The sequence below is a fragment of the Spirosoma utsteinense genome (genome assembly GCF_014282275.1).
In the GTDB taxonomy this organism is placed as follows: Bacteria; Bacteroidota; Bacteroidia; order Cytophagales; family Spirosomataceae; genus Spirosoma; species Spirosoma utsteinense.
In genome coordinates, this window is sequence record NZ_VFIA01000010.1 from 40,209 (window position 1) to 59,200 (window position 18,992).

Here is an 18,992-nt window from a genome sequence, read left to right on the forward strand (position 1 = left end):
GTTTGTTGTAATTTGTAAAAGTTATCGAATCGTAGAGCGAACTACTGCCAGACCACCACTTTTCTGCACAGAAGCAGTTGCGCTGTCGGCAGGTGCCGAGGCTCCATCAGCAGGCAAATACTTAGCAGCTTTTGCCTTTAGATTACCAGGAATACGTACAGCCAGTTCAGGAGTTGAGCTAAGTAGCGGCTTTTGCTCCTTACACCAGGCTTGCCAAGAGGCTTCATCTTCAACAATTAATCGTAGACGCATTGAAAAGTGTCCCCGTCCACAAACTTCAGTACAAGCAATCTCGTATCCGAAGTCCTGATTACCGGTTTCATTTCGCATTTCATCAGTCGTTTTGTCTGCTACAAACCAAAAACGGGTTGGCATTCCAGGTACTGCATCCATTTTAACCCGCATGTGGGGAATGAATACGCTATGCAATACATCACGTGCACGGATTTTCAACAAGATGGGCTTATTAACAGGAATATGCAGCTCTGTTGTCGATGTGAAGTCATCGAATGATGCCTCATCTGTATAATCGATACCTGTGTCGTTATTGTTATCGATCAACTTGTAGTTATAAGCTCCTAACTTATTATCGTCAATACCTGGGTAACGAACAATCCAGTTAAATTGCTTACCTACTATCTCAAACACCTGCGCGTCTTTTGGAGCTTCGGACATAATATCCCGCCATGCTCTCCAGCCTGTGAATACCAGAACGGCCATGATAACAGCTGGTATTACAGTCCATATTAACTCCAGCTTATGGTTTTCAGGATAGTACGAAGCCTTTCGGCCTTCCTTATGCTGATAACGCCAGGCAAAGTAGAATAAGAGAATATTCGTAACTACGAAGGCGAAGGTGATTATACTCATCGAAAGCCAGAACAGGAAATCTACCCGCCGACCATGAATGGATGAAGCTTCCGGTAGAAAGAACTGGCGAGCATATAAAAATGACCAGACAGCCCCTATCAAACCCAAAATCAAAAAGGCTAAAAAGAGCGCGCCATTTATACGATTGCTCGTACCGATACGATCTTCGCTAACCGGTCCGTTTACGTTCTTAACTACGCCCGCCATTCGAGAGACAACTAATGCGGCAAGCCCCAGGAAAACTACTGCCAACAGTGCAACTATGTAAACCATGACATGAACAGATTATAAGATTAAATATCGTGGTGTAATGTCTCTTCCAACATTGGATGATTCTTCGCGATTAGGTTGGCTTTGGCAAGCTGCGAAGAAAGAGACCACATAAATCCACAGGCAAAGATCAAAATCATTCCAAACTCAATTGGGCCAAAACCCGCGTGTTCGCCTACTGTGCCAGGCATTATGTTCGTGTAGAAATCAAAATAGTGGCCAACTATTATTCCCCAGGCAGCAATCTTTAAAAAGATATAAGTCCGCTTGGAATCCCTTGTCATCAGAACAAAGAATGGAAAGACAAAGTTTAGGAAGATATTTATAAAAAATGGGGCTAAATAGATACCGCCATAGCCGCTAAAACGCTCCCGATAATAAATGGCTTCCTCAGGTAAGTTAGCGTAGTAAATCAACATAAACTGAGCGAACCAGACGTATGCCCAGAAAATACTGAAAGCAAACATAAACTTGCCCAGATCATGCAGGTGGCTGTCGTTGACGATCTGTAGATATCCCCGCTCTTTCAGCGTAACAACTGTCAGCGTAATTATTGCCAGACCCGTTACGTGCCAGCTAGCCAGTGTGTACCAGCCAAACATAGTGCTGAACCAGTGTGTGTCAATAGACATTACAAAATCCCAGGCCGATGTCGAAGACGTAACAGCAAATACTACCAGAAAAGCAGTACCCCATTTGATACTCTTCTCATAATACTCTGTTCCACCATGCAAGTCTTCCTGTAACGAGAAGTTACGCAGCATACGCCAGAGCAAATACCACGAAACAATATAAATCGCCAACCGGATTAGATAGAAAGGGGTATTCAGGAAACCCTGCTTTCCAGCGATGACCGGGTCATAGCTTTCACTCGTTTTGTTAAAAAGGTCTGGGTTCGTCCAGTGGAATAAATCGTGACCCGCCAGGAAGAAAACAGCAATGATTACAATACCCATTGGCAACACATAGGCTGGCATCGCTTCCGGAATACGTTTGAAAGCGGATGACCAACCGGCTTGGGCCAGATAGTTATAGGATATGAAGAACATACCAATAACCGATGCACCAATAAAATAGATGGCATTCAGCCAGATATTAGCGTACAGGCGGTTTGTCCATTTATACGCATGACCACCATCATGACCCTCACTCGCTCCCGCTCCATGAACAACCTCATGCTGTTCGTGACTGCCAACGCCTGAAGCAAGCAGATAAGAGCCAATTGCCACCAATGCCACGCCAACACCGATGCCGATGAGAAGCCGACGTTTGGATTCCGCAGTAAATTCAAATTGTTCGTCTAAAGACGGTATTGCGTGAGCCGATGCCATTCTTTGGTTAATTGTTTCAGATTTAAGCTATGAAAGAAGACTCCCACAGCTCAAATCCGAACTTGAAACGATACTAAATATTATCCCTGCTGTAATTTGTGAACGTATTGCACAATTTTCCACCGTTCCTCGGGGGTCATTTGAGAGCCATGAGGCCACATACGTCCTTTTCCGTGTGTGATCACGTGGAAAATGTGACCATCATTCATAGTCTTGTAAGCATCTGCCGAATAGCTTGGAACACCTTTATATTCTTTACCTACCAGACCGTCTCCTTTGCCACCTTCACCATGGCAGTGAATGCAGTAGCGACCGTAGAGAATTTTACCTTCTTCCAGTGTTTTTTCAGTCTGTGGAATCGGGCTTGTAAGCGCCCGTTCTGCCAAACCGATACTGTCTTTAGGAATGTTGTAAATCATTAAATCCGTAGCGGCACTATCACCCGTACCGAAGGTGGTATGGTAATTTGGGCGTGATACCGTCCCACGCGCTGGATCACGCATGTTCAGCCCATAAGGATTTATGGAGTTTGCACGGATCTGACGGTACGGCTCATAACCAACAGCATCATACATCTGTGGTGCGAACTCACGACCTGTATCGTTGTGGCTATCTGTACAGGATGTCCCTGCAAATAATAAACCAACGATGGCCAATGCCGTTGCGCTCGTATGTTTGATTGTCATGTTCATCTTGATAGTTAGAACTGCTTCACGTTAACTTCAGCAGCTCCGGAGTTTTTCAGGATTCTCTCTACGTCACCTTCGCCCAGATTGTTTTTGCTCATATCAATAGCCATGGCAAACTTGTTATCTGTTGTACGAAGATCGTACATCAACGGCTTCACCGTTGGTCCAAGTCCATTTGAGACGATGAATGTCCCAACCATGCCCAAAGCACAGAAAAGAACAGTCAATTCAAAAATGATAGGTACATAGACAATTATTGAATATGAATCTTTACCCCCAACGATCATAGGCCAATCGAAGCTCTCCATGTAAGCTGTCAACAGAAGGGCAGTTGATGTCCCAGACAAGGCAAATAGGAAGGCAGCAATACCCAGGCGACTACGTGGATGGCCAAGGGCAATATCAAGACCGTGGATTGGGAAAGGAGTATACACCTCATGAATCCGGACACCCGCATCTTTTACATCTCTAACGGCTTTTAATACGACATCATCATCATCATAGATGCCAACTAAAAACTTGCCGTTACCAGTTACGTCTGACATGTTCAGTAATTATTGGTTTGTGGGTCAATGGCCTGTACAGTTCGCAAGTTGTCAAACGGTAACAGAAACCTTTTTATTCTGCGTCCTTATTAAACGTCGGGTTAGTAACACGCTCTCCCTTAGCCACACCCGATACCGAAACCGGTAACTTCTCGGAAGAAGACTTGATAATCGCTTTTACTTCTGCCATGTTGACAACAGGAAGGAATTTGGCGAATAGCAGGAACAACGTAAAGAAAAGACCGAATGAGAAGATGTAATCGCTGATATCGAACAGAGTCGGGTGGAACATGGCCCAGCTGGATGGCAGATAATCACGGTGAAGCGAAGTGACGATAATCACAAAACGCTCGAACCACATACCGATGTTCACAATTACGGAGAGCACAAAGGTCCAAACGATGCTTCGACGGATGGTCCTTGACCAGAATAGCTGCGGAGAAATTACGTTACACGTCATCATGGCAGCATAAGCCCACCAATATGGACCTGTTGCACGGTTAATGAAGGCATAGCTTTCAAACTCAACACCCGAGTACCAGGCAATAAAGAACTCGGTCAAGTAAGCTACCCCTACAATAGAACCTGTAAGCGTAATAACCTTGTTCATCGACTCAATGTGCTCTACGGTGATGTAGTCTTCCAGTTTGAAAACCACCCGGATAATCAACATCAGGTTCTGCACCATAGCAAAACCAGAGAAGATAGCACCAGCAACGAAGTATGGCGGAAAAATAGTTGTGTGCCATCCAGGTATAACCGACGTAGCAAAGTCCATACTTACGATCGTATGTACAGACAGTACAAGTGGGGTAGACAGACCAGCCAGGATCAGACTCATGTATTCGTACCGAGCCCACGTTTTAGCCGAACCATTCCAGCCTAACGAAAAAGCACCGTAGATATAACGGGACACCTTACTCCTTGCGCGGTCACGGATAGTAGCCAGATCAGGAAGTAAACCCATATACCAGAACACCAACGAAACAGTAAAGTAGGTACTGATAGCAAATACGTCCCAAACAAGTGGCGACTTAAAGTTTACCCAAAGCGAACCGAATGTATTAGGCAAGGGAAGTGCCCAATAAGCCAACCAAGGCCGACCCATGTGCATCAGAATGAAGCTGGCTGCGCATAGTACAGCAAAGATGGTCATCGCTTCGGCAGCCCGGTTGACTGCTGTCCGCCATTTTTGACGGAACAGTAATAAGATAGCTGAGATCAGTGTACCAGCGTGACCAATACCAACCCACCATACGAAGTTTGTAATGTCCCACGCCCAACCAACGGTTTTATTTAAACCCCATACGCCCAGACCTTCCCACCAGGTCCAGAACACGCAGGCGGTTCCATAAAGTAGCACGATCACCGAGATAGTGAAGGCAATGGTCCACTCGCGGGTGGGGGAGCCCTCAACCTGTCTGCTGATATCCTCCGTCACGTCGGCGTAGGTTTTACCACCGGTGACGAGTGGAGTTCTTACGGCTGATGTTACATGCGACATATTTCTACTCAATTAATAGTTCTGCGATTGACATTATACGCTTTACGGTCTGTGAGGTTCAATTGTTTTGCTTGCCTTGCACAACACAAACCGTAAAGCGAATTATTTTTTATGCCTGTGACTCCTGACGAGTTTCCTGCTTTGGCATTTCGTCCTTGTTACGAATTTTCGTCAGGTACGAAATCTGCGGCCGAACGTTGATTTCTTCCAACACGTGGAAGGCACGCCCTTTCATTTCGACCTCCAGCGTTTTAGAAATCGTACTTTCAGGGTTATTCATGTCTCCAAATATGATAGCGTTGGTTGGACAAGCCTGCGCACAAGCTGTTTGGATTTCGTCTGGTAATGGACGACGACGCTCTTTCTTGGCAGTAAGTTTTCCTTCCTGAATCCGTTGTACACAGAAAGAACACTTTTCAATAACACCCCGCGACCGTACGGTCACATCTGGATTGATGACCATTTTTCCCAGGTCATTGTTGAAGTGATAATCGAAGTTATCGTTATCGAAATACTTCCACCAGTTGAAACGACGTACTTTATATGGACAGTTGTTAGCACAATAACGTGTACCGATACAACGGTTGTAGGTCATCTGGTTCAGACCTTCCGTGCTGTGGGTCGTAGCTAATACAGGGCAAACTGTTTCGCAGGGAGCATTGCTACAGTGCTGGCAAAGCATTGGTTGAAACACAACCTCAGGATTAGCAGAGGCTACTTCCAGGGCTTTAAAATCTTCGGCTTCAGCATCACTGCTATAGTAGCGGTCAATCCGAATCCAGTGCATTTCACGCCGGTTTATAACCTCCTGGCGGCCTACTACCTGAATGTTATTTTCAGACTGGCAACCAACTACACAGGCGTTACAACCTATGCAGGAATTCAGGTCGATAACCATACCCCAGGAGTGGTTCGGCTTGCCGTAACCATGCCAGAGCGAGATATCTGCCGTTTCGGTTGGCCCTTCCGATGTTTCTACCTTTGGGACATAACGTCCCGCCATCGGGTTTTTCTGGTAATCAGCAAGTTTGGCTTCCTGCACAACGGCCCGACGGCCCATTACGGTATCGTGCGTTTGTGTCTGCGCAATCTCACGTGTACCGCTGGCCTTCTCAACTTTAGCATTGACAGCGCTGTAGCTTAGATGGCCATTAACCGTCGATACGAACGGAAAAGCATTTTTACCAACGCCATTCGCCGACTTGCCGCCTTTTTCACGACCATATCCAACAGCAACCGAAACCGTGTTGTCGGCCTGCCCGGGCTGAACCAGTACAGGCAATTCCATCGATTTGCCACCAACTGTGATCGTTACCAGATCGTTCTGGGCAAGACCCATGTCATTAGCAGTCTTCTGTGACAGAGCTGCATAATTGTCCCAACATGCTTTCGTTACGGGATCAGGCATTTCCTGTAACCAGGGGTTGTTAGCTGTCGATCCGGTTCCCATGCTTACTTTCTCGTAAAGAGCTAGTTCCATGCCGGTTGTCGGCTTATAACGTTGCGTTACAGCAGCAGCAGCCTGGGCTACGTTACCAGCGAAAGAAGCACCAGCAGCAGCGGTCTGGGCAGTAGAGGTTTCAAAAACACCGTCGTGCAGACACTTGATCCAGAATGCATCAAATGAGTCGAAACCGGTTGCCTGAGGATAATACGTCGTGCGCCAGAAACTCTTCAGGTAAGTCTGGAAGTCATTAGGCTTGCCAGCCCACGTTAACAGACTCGACTGAAACTGACGGGTCTTAAATATATGCGTAATAGCAGGCTGTGTCAGGCTGTAAGAACCTTGCTTTGGCTCGGCATCATTCCAGCACTCCAGAAAGTGAGGAGCTGGTGTGATGTACTTCGCCAGAGAAGCCGTCTCATCGGCCCGATCCGCAAACGAAATAGACAGGCTTATTTTCGGCAATGCTTCAGCTAGTTCAGCACCACGAGGATGATCATAAACCGGGTTAGCGCCAAAGAACAACACGGCACCAACACGTCCTGCTTTTGCTTCGTCGATGAACGCGTTCATCTGTTGGTCATTGCCCTGCCGATAATTGACTGGCTTACCCAAGTCGATTGTCGTCCCGTAATTGCCCAGCAGATTGTTTAAAGCATTAACAATCACTTGTACGTTGGGATCGTTGGATCCTGACACAACCAGGGACCGGCCGCGGGTAGCTGCCAAGTCTGTAGCAGCTTTGTCCAGATACTGAATATCAACGGATGCACCTCCTGCCGAAGCACTCCCTACTTTGGCAGCAACTTTATTGTACAAAGCAAGAGCGACCAAGCCTTCCTGCGAAGGTTTATAGGTGCCTCTGTAGTCAGCATTTGCGCCGGTCATCGACAAACCGGTTTCAAACTGGTAGTGCCGTGACATCGTCTTTTTACCAGAACCCACCGCACCGATCTTACGACCTTGAGCGTAAGGAAGCGCATATTCGAGAGGAGAAACCCAGGTACCCAGGAAATCAGCTCCTAAACTGACGATAGTCTGCGCCTTGCTGAAGTCGTAAGTTGGAATTACGGCTTGGCCAAATGATGTCTGGTTAGCCTGCACCATACCAAAAGCCGAGTTAGCATCATACATGATGTGCCGGGCGCTTGGGTACTTAGCAATGAAATCAGCCACAACGGCTTTGGTAGCCGGACTTAAAATGGTAGAAGTGACGATACGAATAGCACCACCACGGGCTGTAACTGACGCAAGCTGACTGGTTATCTCCCGGTCGGCGGTAGCCCAATCGATAACAGTCTCTCCCCGGCGCGGGCCATTCAGCTTATCGATATCATAGAGCGACAACAACGATGCCTGCACCCGGGCAGTAGTTCCACCTTTTGAGATACTCGAGAGGGGATTGCCTTCAATTTTTATTGGTCGACCTTCACGGGTTTCAACCAGTATAGCTGCGTAATCTCCTCCGTCAGTATAAGTTGATGCGTAATAATCCGAAATTGAAGGGAACGTAGCTTCCGGCTTATTAAGATACGGAATAGCTTTATGGACGGGTGTTTCGCAGGCGGCTAAAGATACAGCAGCCATACCAAATCCCATTACTTTCATGAAGTCACGGCGCTTGGTATTCGAGCCGCCGAGCAGACCATCCAAATCACTTGGAGACTCACTCGGATCAGGATTTGCAAACTCACTGTTAGCGTTCTTAACAAACGTAGCGTCGTTTCGTAACTCCTCAACCCCTTTCCAATACCGTTTAGTTGTATTTTCCATGCGTGGCATTTGTAATTGAACAATGGCTAATGAATGATAGACCCGTTGCTCACGCAGAAACCCATGTCAGGTTCGGGGTCGCCCAGCGGGTCATCATTCATCATATTAATAGTGGCATTTAGAACACTCCAAACCACCGATATTGGCTACTTTAAGCGGTTCCTTACTCTCTTTCCGGTGCAGCGCAACGAGCTTGTCGTAATAAGCGTTGTCCTTGGTATTAACTTCTGTCTTCCGGTGGCAATCGATACACCAGCCCATCGTTAATGACGAACGCTGCTCAACTACTTCCATCTTCTCGATTTCACCATGGCAGGTAGTACACTGTACATTACCCACGTTCACGTGTTGGGCATGGTTGAAATAAGCCAGATCGGGCAGATTATGAACCCGAACCCATTCGATAGGCCGGTTATTTTCAATAGCTGCGTATATCTTTTGAATTTCAGGAGACTCCTTTTTGATGACTCCGTGGCAATTCATACAGATATTAGCGGATGGGATCGTAGCCGATTTACCCTTGTTCACACCGGTGTGGCAGTAGTTACAATCGATCTTGTACTGCCCGGCATGGAGTTTGTGCGAGTAAGCAATAGGCTGCTTAGGAGCATACCCTTGCTGAATACCAACGCTGTAAGCGCCATCCAGAGTGGCCTTCGTCACAACCAGCAAGAATATCCAGATAGCGATCGACCGAAGTGTAGGATTGTTAAAGGCACTTGACATACCTTCTTTCAGCCGCTGGCCTAGGGAAGACGCTGTTTGTGTACCATCTGTAACTCCTACCGGCGTTACGGCTTTAGACAGGATTGTTACGATAACGAGTAGAACACCCAGTACCAGCAGCATCACAACCAATAGAGCTACCAGAACAAACGTGAACAGTTCAGATGGACCAGCACTGCCACCACCATTCTCGGCAGAAGCACCACCACCGCCCCGTTCCTGAGCCGTGCCTCCACCGCCAACAGTTGCCGTTTTAGGAGCACTAGCCTCATCAATGTAAGCGAGAATACCATCGATGTCAGCATTCGTCAAGTTCGGGAAACTCGACATCTGGATCTTCTGGTATTTGTTAAATACCTGTACAGCATAAGGGTCACCTGTAGCGATGACTGCACTGGAATTACGAATCCATTTGTACAGCCACTCTTTGCCCGGTGTCCGTTGTACCACACCTTTTAAACCAGGTCCTACGACAACCTCCTCGGTTACTGCATGACACTGAGCGCAGTTGTTTGTAAAAAGGGCTTTACCCTTTTCAGCATCACCTCCACCAGCTGCCGCTGGCGTTGCCGCAGCTGGTCCACCACCACCTGCTGCGGTCGAGTCCTGTGCTGTTACCTGACTACTGTTCACAAACAGCGCCAACGATAGAGCTACAGCCCCCCAAAGCCTGGATAAGCGACTCATTTTGTGAAATTTATTTATAGTGTTAATCAACATAATTACCGCTGAATTATCATTGGCCCACAAAAGTACGACACGATTGGTTGATAGGCAAAAATCCTCGTTTAGTTATTTTTAAACCTGATTTTTATTTATATCGGTTCTACTTAAGTTGGGTTACCTGGTTTCATTTTGCCCTCTTAACGCTTTGTTCCACACCTTGTTTAAAAAAAAGCCGTTTGGCTAATTCTGTTAGAATCAGCCAAACGGCCAGTGAGCCAAAGGCTCTCGATCACGAAGAGGTTCCGAGCGGATTCGAACCGCTGTACGAGGTTTTGCAGACCTCTGCCTAGCCACTCGGCCACGGAACCTTATTGCCCCAAACATGACAGATCACGCTTTCGGGACTGCAAACATACACTTTTATTGATTATATGTAAACGTGTGACCTAAAAAAAGTGCTCCAGCCCTTCCGGACCGGAGCACTTTTGATTACTGAAAGCTAAACCTTAGCCTTAGTTACGACCTTCCATCTGCTCTTTTAGAGCAGCCAGAGCGTCAAGATCGCCTAGCGTAGCACCCCGATCAGCCTGGTTAGAGGTCGATGTGGGAGCTGCCTTAGCTGCTTTAGGTGCTTTTACCTCTTTAACGGGCTCATTCTTCTCGCCCCAGGTTCTGCTGTGCGAAAGCATGATGCGTTTTTCATCTTTAGAGAACTCCGTTACTTTGAAGTCGAGGTTTTCACCTACTTCAGCGAACGTACCATCTTCTTTGGCCAGGTTCTTCAACGACGAGAATCCTTCGATACCGTATGGCAATTCCAGGGTTGCCATCTTGTCGTTCTTGTTCAGAATCGTGCACCGGTGAATCGTTCCAACGGCAAAGACCGTCTCGAACGTATCCCATGGGTTCTCTTCAAGTTGCTTGTGACCAAGGGCCAGACGACGGTTGTCAACGTCCAGTTCCAGTACAACCACTTCAAGTTCTTCACTAACCTTGATGAAGTCAGATGGGTGTTTCACCTTCTTCGTCCATGATAGATCCGATACGTGTACCAGACCGTCGATACCTTCTTCCAGTTCAAGGAACAGGCCGAAGTTGGTCAGGTTACGCACCAGACCTTTGTGGTGAGTGCCGATTGCGTATTTCTCACGCAGTTCAGGACGCGTCCATGGATCTTCGGTGAGTTGTTTGATACCCAGCGACATTTTCCGATCGTTCCGATCCAGTGTCAGCACTTGTGCTTCTACTTCATCACCAACTTTCAGGAACTCCTGTGGGTTACGCAGGTGCTGCGACCACGACATTTCTGATACGTGGATTAACCCTTCGACACCTGGCATGATTTCGAGGAACGCACCGTAATCGGCTACGTTTACGATTTTGCCTTTGATTTTCGAGCCAATCTGAATATCCTGCGACAAAGCATCCCAAGGGTGTGCCTGCAGTTGCTTCATGCCTAACGAGATACGCTTCTTGTCCTCATCGAAGTCAAGTACCACCACATTAACTTTCTGGTCAAGGTTGAGCACTTCCGATGGGTGGCTGATACGACCCCACGAGATATCGGTGATGTGCAACAGACCGTCGACACCGCCGAGATCGATAAACACACCGAAGTTGGTCATGTTCTTGATAACACCCTCCAGTACCTGACCTTTCTCAAGGTTATTCAGGATTTGAGCGCGTTGGGCTTCAAGGTCTTTCTCGATCAGGACTTTATGCGATACGACAACGTTATCGTTGGCATAGTTGATCTTAACGACCTTAACTTCCATTTTCTTACCGACAAAGATGTCGAAATCACGAATCGGCTTAACGTCGATCTGCGATCCTGGCAAGAAGGCTTCAATGCTAAAAATATCAACGATCAGACCACCTTTTGTCCGGCGCTTAACAAAGCCGTCGATCACGAGGTCTTCGTCCAGCGCACGCTGAATTTTCTGCCAGGCGGTGATCACTTTCGCTTTCTTGCGCGACAGTACCAACTGGCCGTTCGGGTCTTCCTGATTTTCTACGTAAACTTCAATCTCATCACCCATCTTCAGTTCCGGCATATCGCGGAATTCGGAAGCTGGAACCAGTCCGTCCGATTTGAAGCCGATGTTGAGCAGAACCTCCCGGTCCGTGATGCCAACAACGGTTCCCATCACTACTTCTTTCTCTTTGACTACCGCCAGGGTATTGTCATAGAGTTCCAACATCCGGTTGTGTTCGTCAACCGAATAGCCGCTCCCAAATCCTTTGTTGTCTGCCCGGTCCCAATCAAATGCCGGCAGTTCGCGTTGCTGCGTTTTGCTCATAAATACTATTTCCTGACCCGCTCCGTACATCAGTCCGTAGGTCAATGGCGGACTGACTTTTATATTAGTGAATTTTTGCCCTTAAAAAAGGACTGCAAAGATAGCAAATGCATTTCGATAAAAGTTTCGGAAGCGGCAAAAGTCTTTGACAGAGAAGGAGTAGAGGGGAAGAGGGGGAGTAAGGAGGAAAGGGAGGAGGGGGAAGAAAGGAAATGCGATCAGCAAACTCCCTTTCTTCCCCCTCCTCCCTTTCCTCCTTACTCCCTTATTTAAAAGCCTTTTCCTTCTTCGCCAGAAATGGCATCCAGCTTTCTTCGATCGAGCCGGAGAATTCCCGCAGAAAAACCAGGAACGTTGGCTTAAACGGTTTTTGACGCAGTTTTAGGTTGGCTTCGTCTGGCGTGTAGTCACCCTTGCGTGAGTTACATCGTTTACAGGCGGTAGCCAGATTGTCCCAGCTTGTTTTGCCTCCTCTTGATTTAGGGATAACGTGGTCGAGCGTCAGGTCTTCGGTAGTACCACAATACTGGCAATGATGACCATCACGTTTGAAAATATTCTGCCGCGTGAGCATAACTCCTTTGTAAGGCAGACTTACGTACCGATGGAGCCGGATGACCGTCGGCATCGGGAACTCGGCAGAAACCGTTCGGAGCATAAACTGCTCGGATTCGGCAACAAGTTCGGCTTTGTCTAAGTAAACCAGCAAAAATGCTTTAGGAACGGAGCAGATGCTGAGTGCGCTGTAATCTTGATTTAAGACTAATACTTTCCTGCCCATATCGCGTTTAGATGCCTCTGTACGGTAGCAAGTTACAGAGTTATCCACAAAACGACAAGTAGCGTTGCAAAGTTTAATATCGTTCGCGTTGCATCTCCCGCTGTACGTCGCGCTCCTTTATACTATCACGTTTATCGAATAACTTTTTACCCTTGGCCAGCGCAATCTCTATCTTGGCGAAACCCCGATCGTTGGTAAACATTCGGATCGGCACAATCGTCAGCCCCTGATCTTTCAGCTTTTCGCTGATGCGTTTGATCTCGCGCTTGTTGAGGAGCAGCTTGCGGTCGCGAAGGGGTTCGTGGTTGTAGTGGGTGCCCTCATTGTAAAGTGAAATGTTCATCTGCCGAATGTACAGTTCGTCATTCAGAATCAGGCAATACGCATCCTGTAGGCTCACCTTCCCCTGCCGGGCCGATTTAATTTCGGTACCCGTCAGAACAACGCCAGCCGTGAATTTTTCCAGAAATGAATACTCGAAAGAAGCTCGCCGGTTGCGAACGTCAACGTGTTTTACAATAGAAGCAGAGGCCATACAAATCAGTCAAAGGGGCTACAAAGGTAACCGGGTAAGACCAAGAACACCGTAAAATGAAGAGTGGTTTAAAGCACAACTAAAAAAGAAGCGGAATGACTATGCCGCAGTGATTGCCTGCGAGAAGGTCCCAAACGAGAACGCCTGCTCATCGCGATTACGATCGAACAGGCGTTCTGGTGATTAAAACAGTCGTACAGCAAGTCAACGCAAGCCTTATTTCTTCTTGGTCTCTTTAGGCTGGTATTCTTTGTTAAGACCATCCAGAATAGCTTTGGTCTGATCGGCTGCTGGATCGGCAAATAGTATGCCGCCCCCTTTGGTGTAGCCTAAAACGAATTCGTATTTGTTCTGAGCATTCACCTTTTTGAGGTAATCATAAATCTGATCATACAACTGCTTATTCTTGGTCTGCTCTTCAGCTGCTAAGTTTTGAGCAGCCCGCTCGCGGTAAGCCAGGATATCCTGTTGTTCTTTTTGTAGTGAAGCTTCCGTTGCCCGGCCTTGCTCCTGCGTCATAGTTGGGGCGCGCTGCTGGAAGAAAGCTACTTTGTTTTGCAGATTCCGGCCTTTAGTAGCTAACTCATTCTCAAGCTGAAAGCGCTTACTTTCAAGCACTTTCTGGGTGTCTTTGAAAAAGTCATACTTGGTCAACAGCGAATCGACATTGACATACACGATGGCCCGGCCTTTTGCTTCAGCAGGTTTCGCCGATACAGATGCCCCGGCAGGTTGTTGGTCTTTAAAATGCAGGTAGTATAAAATAGCTACGGCGATTGTCAGGACGACGTTCAGAATTAACGAGGCATTCTTCACAGGAAACAGATTGGTTAGTGACAAGTATATTCTACAAAGGTATAGGATTTAAGGATTAGGCGTTACGAACCGGCGGTTGATTTACCGTCGCCTGTTTAACGAAGTACCCGGTCAGTCCGGATAGTCCACCCACTAAACCACCCAGGAGCGCTGTAACAAGTGCCGGCAAAGCGCTTGTATTCGATTTAAATAACAGCTCGCTCATTCGGCCAATAAACAGCCCATCTGTCCGGAGTTGGATTAGGAGCGCGTAGCCCAGCCATACCAGGGCTACCCCAGCGAAGCCGTAAAGAAAAGCCCGGCCAGCACTATGACTACGCCAGAAACAAACACCAAAAGCAACCAGCGCAATACTCCACCACGGTAGAATCAGTTGAGCCACTAAGCTTACTACAACAATAAGGATGAGTTGAATCATGTAGATAAGGCAGCGATCAGGCTGCTTTTTTGATAAAATAGATTAGAACCAGGTGGCTGTACTACTTGATAATGACTTTGCGCCTGATACGGGGGTTCTTTTCCTGCGCCGATTGCAAATACAGCAACTCATTGAGTTGTCCGGTGCGCCATGTCTCAAGCATGTTCAGGTAATTAGGGCTACCGGGATTCCCCGATTGTCCACCCGGATACACGCCATATGCTTTGGGTTTCGGTCCCAGTGCCACAACCATTCGCCAGGACGGACCATTACGCTCGCTGGTGGCGTTGACAATTCCGTTGCCACCACCAATTTGCACATTCAGGGCACTCAGCGCGTCGAGTCTGGCCAAATGGCTGATACGTGTCGCCTTATGGTTACCCCATTGCCAGGCCTCACTTAGTTTACCATGCTGACGGGACAGGGAGTCGACGGCTGATTGAAAACTTTGCGTCAGGGCCTCCCGGATGGTTTCCCGGCCGGGCGTCTTCGTGTTATCGAACCAGCGAGCGGCTGGCTCCTTCTCGGCCAGTTGAAGCGTTCGGTCGAAGCTTGGGTAGCGCAAGGGGCTCGAATCATCACTGGGGAAGTCGTCTTTCCAGACAGCATCCATGTATTGCCGCATCCATTCGGTGAAAATAGTAGGGGCAATTTCAGCTACATCATGGTTATAGCGCCACGTCTTCACGATGCTCAGTGCCTTGACTTGCTCTTCAGTGAGTTTCTGGGTCTGTAGATAAGGCAGGAAAACAGGTAGTGCATTTCTGGCCCGTATGTTCAGGTTGTCATTCTGCAATAAGCGCAGGCTATCGGGGGTTGCGGCCTGCATAGCGGCAAGGCGCTCATTGATACGGGTACCTCGCTCCGAAGGGGCAAACTGCCAGTTTATATAGTACGGGTAAGTAGGATCGGTAGATGACTGGTTGGCCGAGCTGACAAAACCACGTGCGGGATTTATCACGTGCGGATTATGCTCTGCCGGAATCCAGCCCTGCCAGTCGTGAGTCGGATCGGTGCCGTCCAGCAGAAACTTGCCCTGATCTTTCCATTTAAGCGGAAAGCGGCCGTTGGGCGAAATGGCGATGTCTTTGGCAACGTCGGCAAAGACGAAGTTCTGCGCCGGAGCACCGTAGTAAGACAGGGCTTTGCGGTAATCGGCGTGATTTTTGGCGCGATCGAGCAGGTAATAGGTCAGGAAATCGTTCGACTCCTCATGGGCAATCCAGCGGGCCGCATAGCCAACAGGCACGTTTTTGGCGAATGGCTTCTGGCCAGCCATATACATGACCGGTCCGTGGTGGGTGTACAGCACCGTATCAACAACCGCCGGTTGGCCCTTCACTTTCACCGTTTCAATCCGCCGGGTAACGGGCTTCCACTGGTTATCGTGCCAGTATTCACGCCGGTTATTGTCTTTAAATCGAATTTTATAGAAGTCCAGCACATCGGCTCCTACGTTGGTGACGCCCCAGGCTACCTGTTTATTGAATCCAATAATGACCCCCGGTGAACCCGGCATGGTAGCTCCATATACATTCATGGTTGGCGTTACGAGCTGCATCTGGTACCAGATCGATGGAAGGCTCAGCGATAGGTGTGGGTCATTGGCCAGAATGGGATAGCCAGTGGCCGATCTCTGCGCCCCAACGGCCCAGTTGTTGCTGCCGATGGTGGGGTCGTGCTCGGGCCATTTCATGCTGATCGCGTCTGTACTGCTGAACGAGTTGACAGGCGTAGGCGGACGGGGAACGGGTTTGAAATCCCACTTGGTCCCAGTCGGAATAATAGGATCTTCGCGGAAGGGATAATCGGGGAATAAGTCGGCAGCTACGGTAGGGCCAACCTGTTTGAGCACATTGCTCATGTTCAGGTCGTCGGCTCCCAGGGCCAGTACACCTGACATATACTTGAGGAAATAGGCACACTTGATCGGCTTCCAAAGCTCGGGGGCATATCCCAGCAGTTTGTATTCCAATGGATACTGAGCGGGCTTGAGCTGTTTGATATACGCATTTACCCCCGCCGTGTAAGCTTCGACCGACTCCCGCGAACGCGGATCGGCCAGCATCGCTTTCAACGAACGCTCGGCACCAAAACCCATACCCAACCGCCGGTTGTAGCGATCCAGTTCCAGCGCCCGATCACCCACTATTTCCGATACGCGACCAGCAGCTGCGTGGGTCTGGAATTCCATTTGCCAGAGTCTGTCACGGGCCGTCAGGTAACCCTGAGCAAAATAGGCATCTCGGTCGTTCTGGGCGAAGACATGGGGAATGGCCAGATCGTCAATGATAACTGTAACCGGCGCGGTTGTACCCGTCAGCGTTATTTCTTCATCCGTTGCATCGACAGACTCCGCATTTTGCCAAAATCCAACGAAGGGACTTAACAAGGGACCAAAAGCGGGTATAGCACCCCAGGAGCGGTTCAATCCGTAAACTATTCCAAAAGTAAGCAGTGAAATCAGGGCAGCTTTTGTGTAGCGCATAGCAAAAACAAATACAGTTACTTAGTAGGCGATGCAAGTTTACGATTGCACATAGCAAATAAAAAATATTCTAATATCAACCCGGCTGAAAGTTTTTTACATTTGCTTACTAGGATAACTTGTCTTTAAGCATTAGTTACCTGTTACATAAACGGTGTGCTAGTATGGAACCAACAGATTCGCAGTTGACGCGTCGATTAAGGCAGCACGACGAGGCAGCGTTCGAGACGCTGTTCAGGCGATATTACCGGTATTTATATACTGTTGCCATTCAGTACGTAAAAGATCCCGACCTGGCTGAAGACGCGCTTCAGGAAGTGTATCTTAAAATATGGATAAACAGGGAGCAGTTGGACGAATCGCAATCGATCAAAGCTTACCTGGCAACAGCTATGCGCCATCAGGTCCTGAACCGTCTGCGTAACGATAAACGGGCGGTTTTGCATCACCTCGAACATCAGTCGATGCTGCCCGAGTTTGATACAGCGACGGAAGAGAGTATCACGTTGAGCGAATATGGGTCAGTTGTCCGTCAGGGATTGCTGTTGTTGCCTGCTCAGCGCCGGTTGATATTTACACTTCGCTCAGAACTAGGCCTCACCAATCAGGAGGTCGCTGAGCAACTACGAATTTCCATCAATACCGTTAAAGTACAATACTACCATGCCTGCCGCTTTCTGCGCGATTACCTGCGCCAGCATGCCGATTTGCCTACGTTACTGGCGTTGATCATACTATATAATTATCATTAAAAAAAGAATATATTTTTTCATTCCAATAATACTTATGATTCCGGGGGGTGTATAGCCTATAAATTCGCTATACCCTATGACAGAAGAATTACTTCAACGGTACTTTGTCAGCCAGACTACGCTGGAGGAAGCCCGGCAAGTACTGGACTGGTTCGATACCGAAGCGGGTCAGGCTTATCTGGCCCACCGGCTCGATACCCAGTTGAGCCCCACCGACTGGCCTCTGTCTGCATCGGACCCTATGCCTGATGCTAACCGCCTTTGGCACCGGCTTTATCAAACCGTACACCATACCGATCTGGAGCAAGAGCCAACTGTTCGTCGCCTGAACTGGTATGCTACACCCATGCGCTGGGCTGCTGTATTGATAGGCGCGCTTCTGGTGGCCTTGAGCAGTTACTGGGGTTATCGTCAACTATATCCGGATGACTTGATTCGAAATACGGCCTATGGAACAACCAGTAAGCTAACGTTGCCCGATGGCTCGATGGTGACATTGAACGGCAACAGTCGCCTGCGCTATGCCCCCCGCTGGGCTTACGGGCAAGTTCGTGAAGTTTGGCTCGATGGAGAAGCGTTTTTCCGCGTTACCCACCAGCCCCATCATGAGCGCTTCCTGGTACACCTGCCTAACAAACTAACGATCGAAGTGTTGGGTACGCAGTTTAACGTCCTGGCGCGTCAAAGCCGGGCGCGGGTGGTGCTTAGCAATGGAAAAATCCGGCTCGACGTTGGCCAGCAGTCAACAGAGCGGCTGGTCATGCTGCCGGGCGATCTGTTCTTCGCTGATGTCAAAACTAATGTCTTTTACCGCAAGCGCGTCGACCCGGCGGTTCAGTCTTCCTGGCAGGAGGGCAAATTGCGTTTCGACGGTACTACACTGGGCGAGGTAGCCCAAATGCTCGAAGAAACCTATGGCGTAACCATTGTCATTGCCGATACCACGTTGCAAAAACAAGCGATATCCGGCACAATACCGAACAAAAACCTTAACATAATTCTGAAGGGCCTGTCAACGCTCTTCGACTTGCACATTGTCCGTCAGGCTAACCAAATTACAATCCAATAACTTAATCTACTTCTG

Annotated in this window: 15 protein-coding genes and 1 tRNA gene; 2 read left to right on the forward strand and 14 right to left on the reverse strand. The window is 48.4% G+C overall.

Annotated features, from left to right (window positions below):
* Positions 1-21 precede the first annotated feature (21 nt).
* The 14 genes from FH603_RS09770 to FH603_RS09835 form a co-directional block, all read right to left on the reverse strand.
* On the reverse strand, positions 22-1,143 hold the full coding sequence (locus FH603_RS09770; RefSeq protein WP_186737312.1) for a cytochrome c oxidase subunit II: 1,122 nt from the start codon (positions 1,141-1,143) through the stop codon (positions 22-24).
* Between the two features lie 20 nt (positions 1,144-1,163).
* Positions 1,164-2,471: a quinol:cytochrome C oxidoreductase gene (locus FH603_RS09775; protein ID WP_186737313.1), complete on the reverse strand. Its 1,308-nt coding sequence runs from the start codon at positions 2,469-2,471 to the stop codon at positions 1,164-1,166.
* Positions 2,472-2,551: 80 nt separating this feature from the next.
* Positions 2,552-3,157, reverse strand: coding sequence for a c-type cytochrome (locus FH603_RS09780; protein ID WP_186737314.1), 606 nt, complete (start codon positions 3,155-3,157; stop codon positions 2,552-2,554).
* A gap of 14 nt (positions 3,158-3,171) precedes the next feature.
* The gene (locus FH603_RS09785) at positions 3,172-3,705 is read right to left on the reverse strand and encodes a DUF3341 domain-containing protein (protein WP_186737315.1); all 534 of its coding nucleotides are present in this window, start codon (positions 3,703-3,705) and stop codon (positions 3,172-3,174) included.
* A 73-nt stretch (positions 3,706-3,778) separates the two neighbouring features.
* The gene (nrfD, locus tag FH603_RS09790) at positions 3,779-5,209 is read right to left on the reverse strand and encodes an NrfD/PsrC family molybdoenzyme membrane anchor subunit (protein ID WP_186737316.1); all 1,431 of its coding nucleotides are present in this window, start codon (positions 5,207-5,209) and stop codon (positions 3,779-3,781) included.
* A gap of 109 nt (positions 5,210-5,318) precedes the next feature.
* On the reverse strand, positions 5,319-8,426 hold the full coding sequence (locus FH603_RS09795) for a TAT-variant-translocated molybdopterin oxidoreductase (RefSeq protein ID WP_186737317.1): 3,108 nt from the start codon (positions 8,424-8,426) through the stop codon (positions 5,319-5,321).
* A 105-nt stretch (positions 8,427-8,531) separates the two neighbouring features.
* A complete protein-coding gene (locus FH603_RS09800) occupies positions 8,532-9,872 on the reverse strand; it encodes a c-type cytochrome (protein WP_186737318.1) in 1,341 nt (446 codons plus the stop codon).
* A 243-nt stretch (positions 9,873-10,115) separates the two neighbouring features.
* Positions 10,116-10,186, reverse strand: a tRNA-Cys gene (locus FH603_RS09805).
* Between the two features lie 144 nt (positions 10,187-10,330).
* Positions 10,331-12,118, reverse strand: a complete 1,788-nt coding sequence (gene rpsA / locus FH603_RS09810) for a 30S ribosomal protein S1 (protein WP_186737443.1) — start codon at positions 12,116-12,118, stop codon at positions 10,331-10,333.
* 265 nt (positions 12,119-12,383) lie between these two features.
* Positions 12,384-12,899 carry an HNH endonuclease gene (locus FH603_RS09815; protein ID WP_186737319.1) on the reverse strand — a complete coding sequence of 172 codons (516 nt, stop codon included), beginning with the start codon at positions 12,897-12,899 and terminating at the stop codon, positions 12,384-12,386.
* 73 nt (positions 12,900-12,972) lie between these two features.
* Positions 12,973-13,434, reverse strand: coding sequence for an SsrA-binding protein SmpB (gene smpB, locus FH603_RS09820; protein ID WP_186737320.1), 462 nt, complete (start codon positions 13,432-13,434; stop codon positions 12,973-12,975).
* A gap of 216 nt (positions 13,435-13,650) precedes the next feature.
* A complete protein-coding gene (locus FH603_RS09825) occupies positions 13,651-14,250 on the reverse strand; it encodes an OmpH/Skp family outer membrane protein (RefSeq protein WP_186737321.1) in 600 nt (199 codons plus the stop codon).
* Positions 14,251-14,305: 55 nt separating this feature from the next.
* Complete coding sequence (locus FH603_RS09830) at positions 14,306-14,668, reverse strand: hypothetical protein (protein WP_186737322.1); 363 nt, start codon at positions 14,666-14,668, stop codon at positions 14,306-14,308.
* Between the two features lie 61 nt (positions 14,669-14,729).
* Positions 14,730-17,156 (reverse strand): penicillin acylase family protein, encoded by a 2,427-nt coding sequence (locus FH603_RS09835; protein WP_186737323.1) that lies wholly within the window; start codon positions 17,154-17,156, stop codon positions 14,730-14,732.
* 164 nt (positions 17,157-17,320) lie between these two features.
* On the opposite strand from FH603_RS09835, the gene FH603_RS09840 reads away from it, so the two are divergent.
* Positions 17,321-17,908 carry an RNA polymerase sigma factor gene (locus FH603_RS09840; protein ID WP_186737324.1) on the forward strand — a complete coding sequence of 196 codons (588 nt, stop codon included), beginning with the start codon at positions 17,321-17,323 and terminating at the stop codon, positions 17,906-17,908.
* Positions 17,909-17,984: 76 nt separating this feature from the next.
* A complete protein-coding gene (locus tag FH603_RS09845) occupies positions 17,985-18,977 on the forward strand; it encodes a FecR family protein (RefSeq protein WP_186737325.1) in 993 nt (330 codons plus the stop codon).
* Positions 18,978-18,992: the final 15 nt, after the last annotated feature.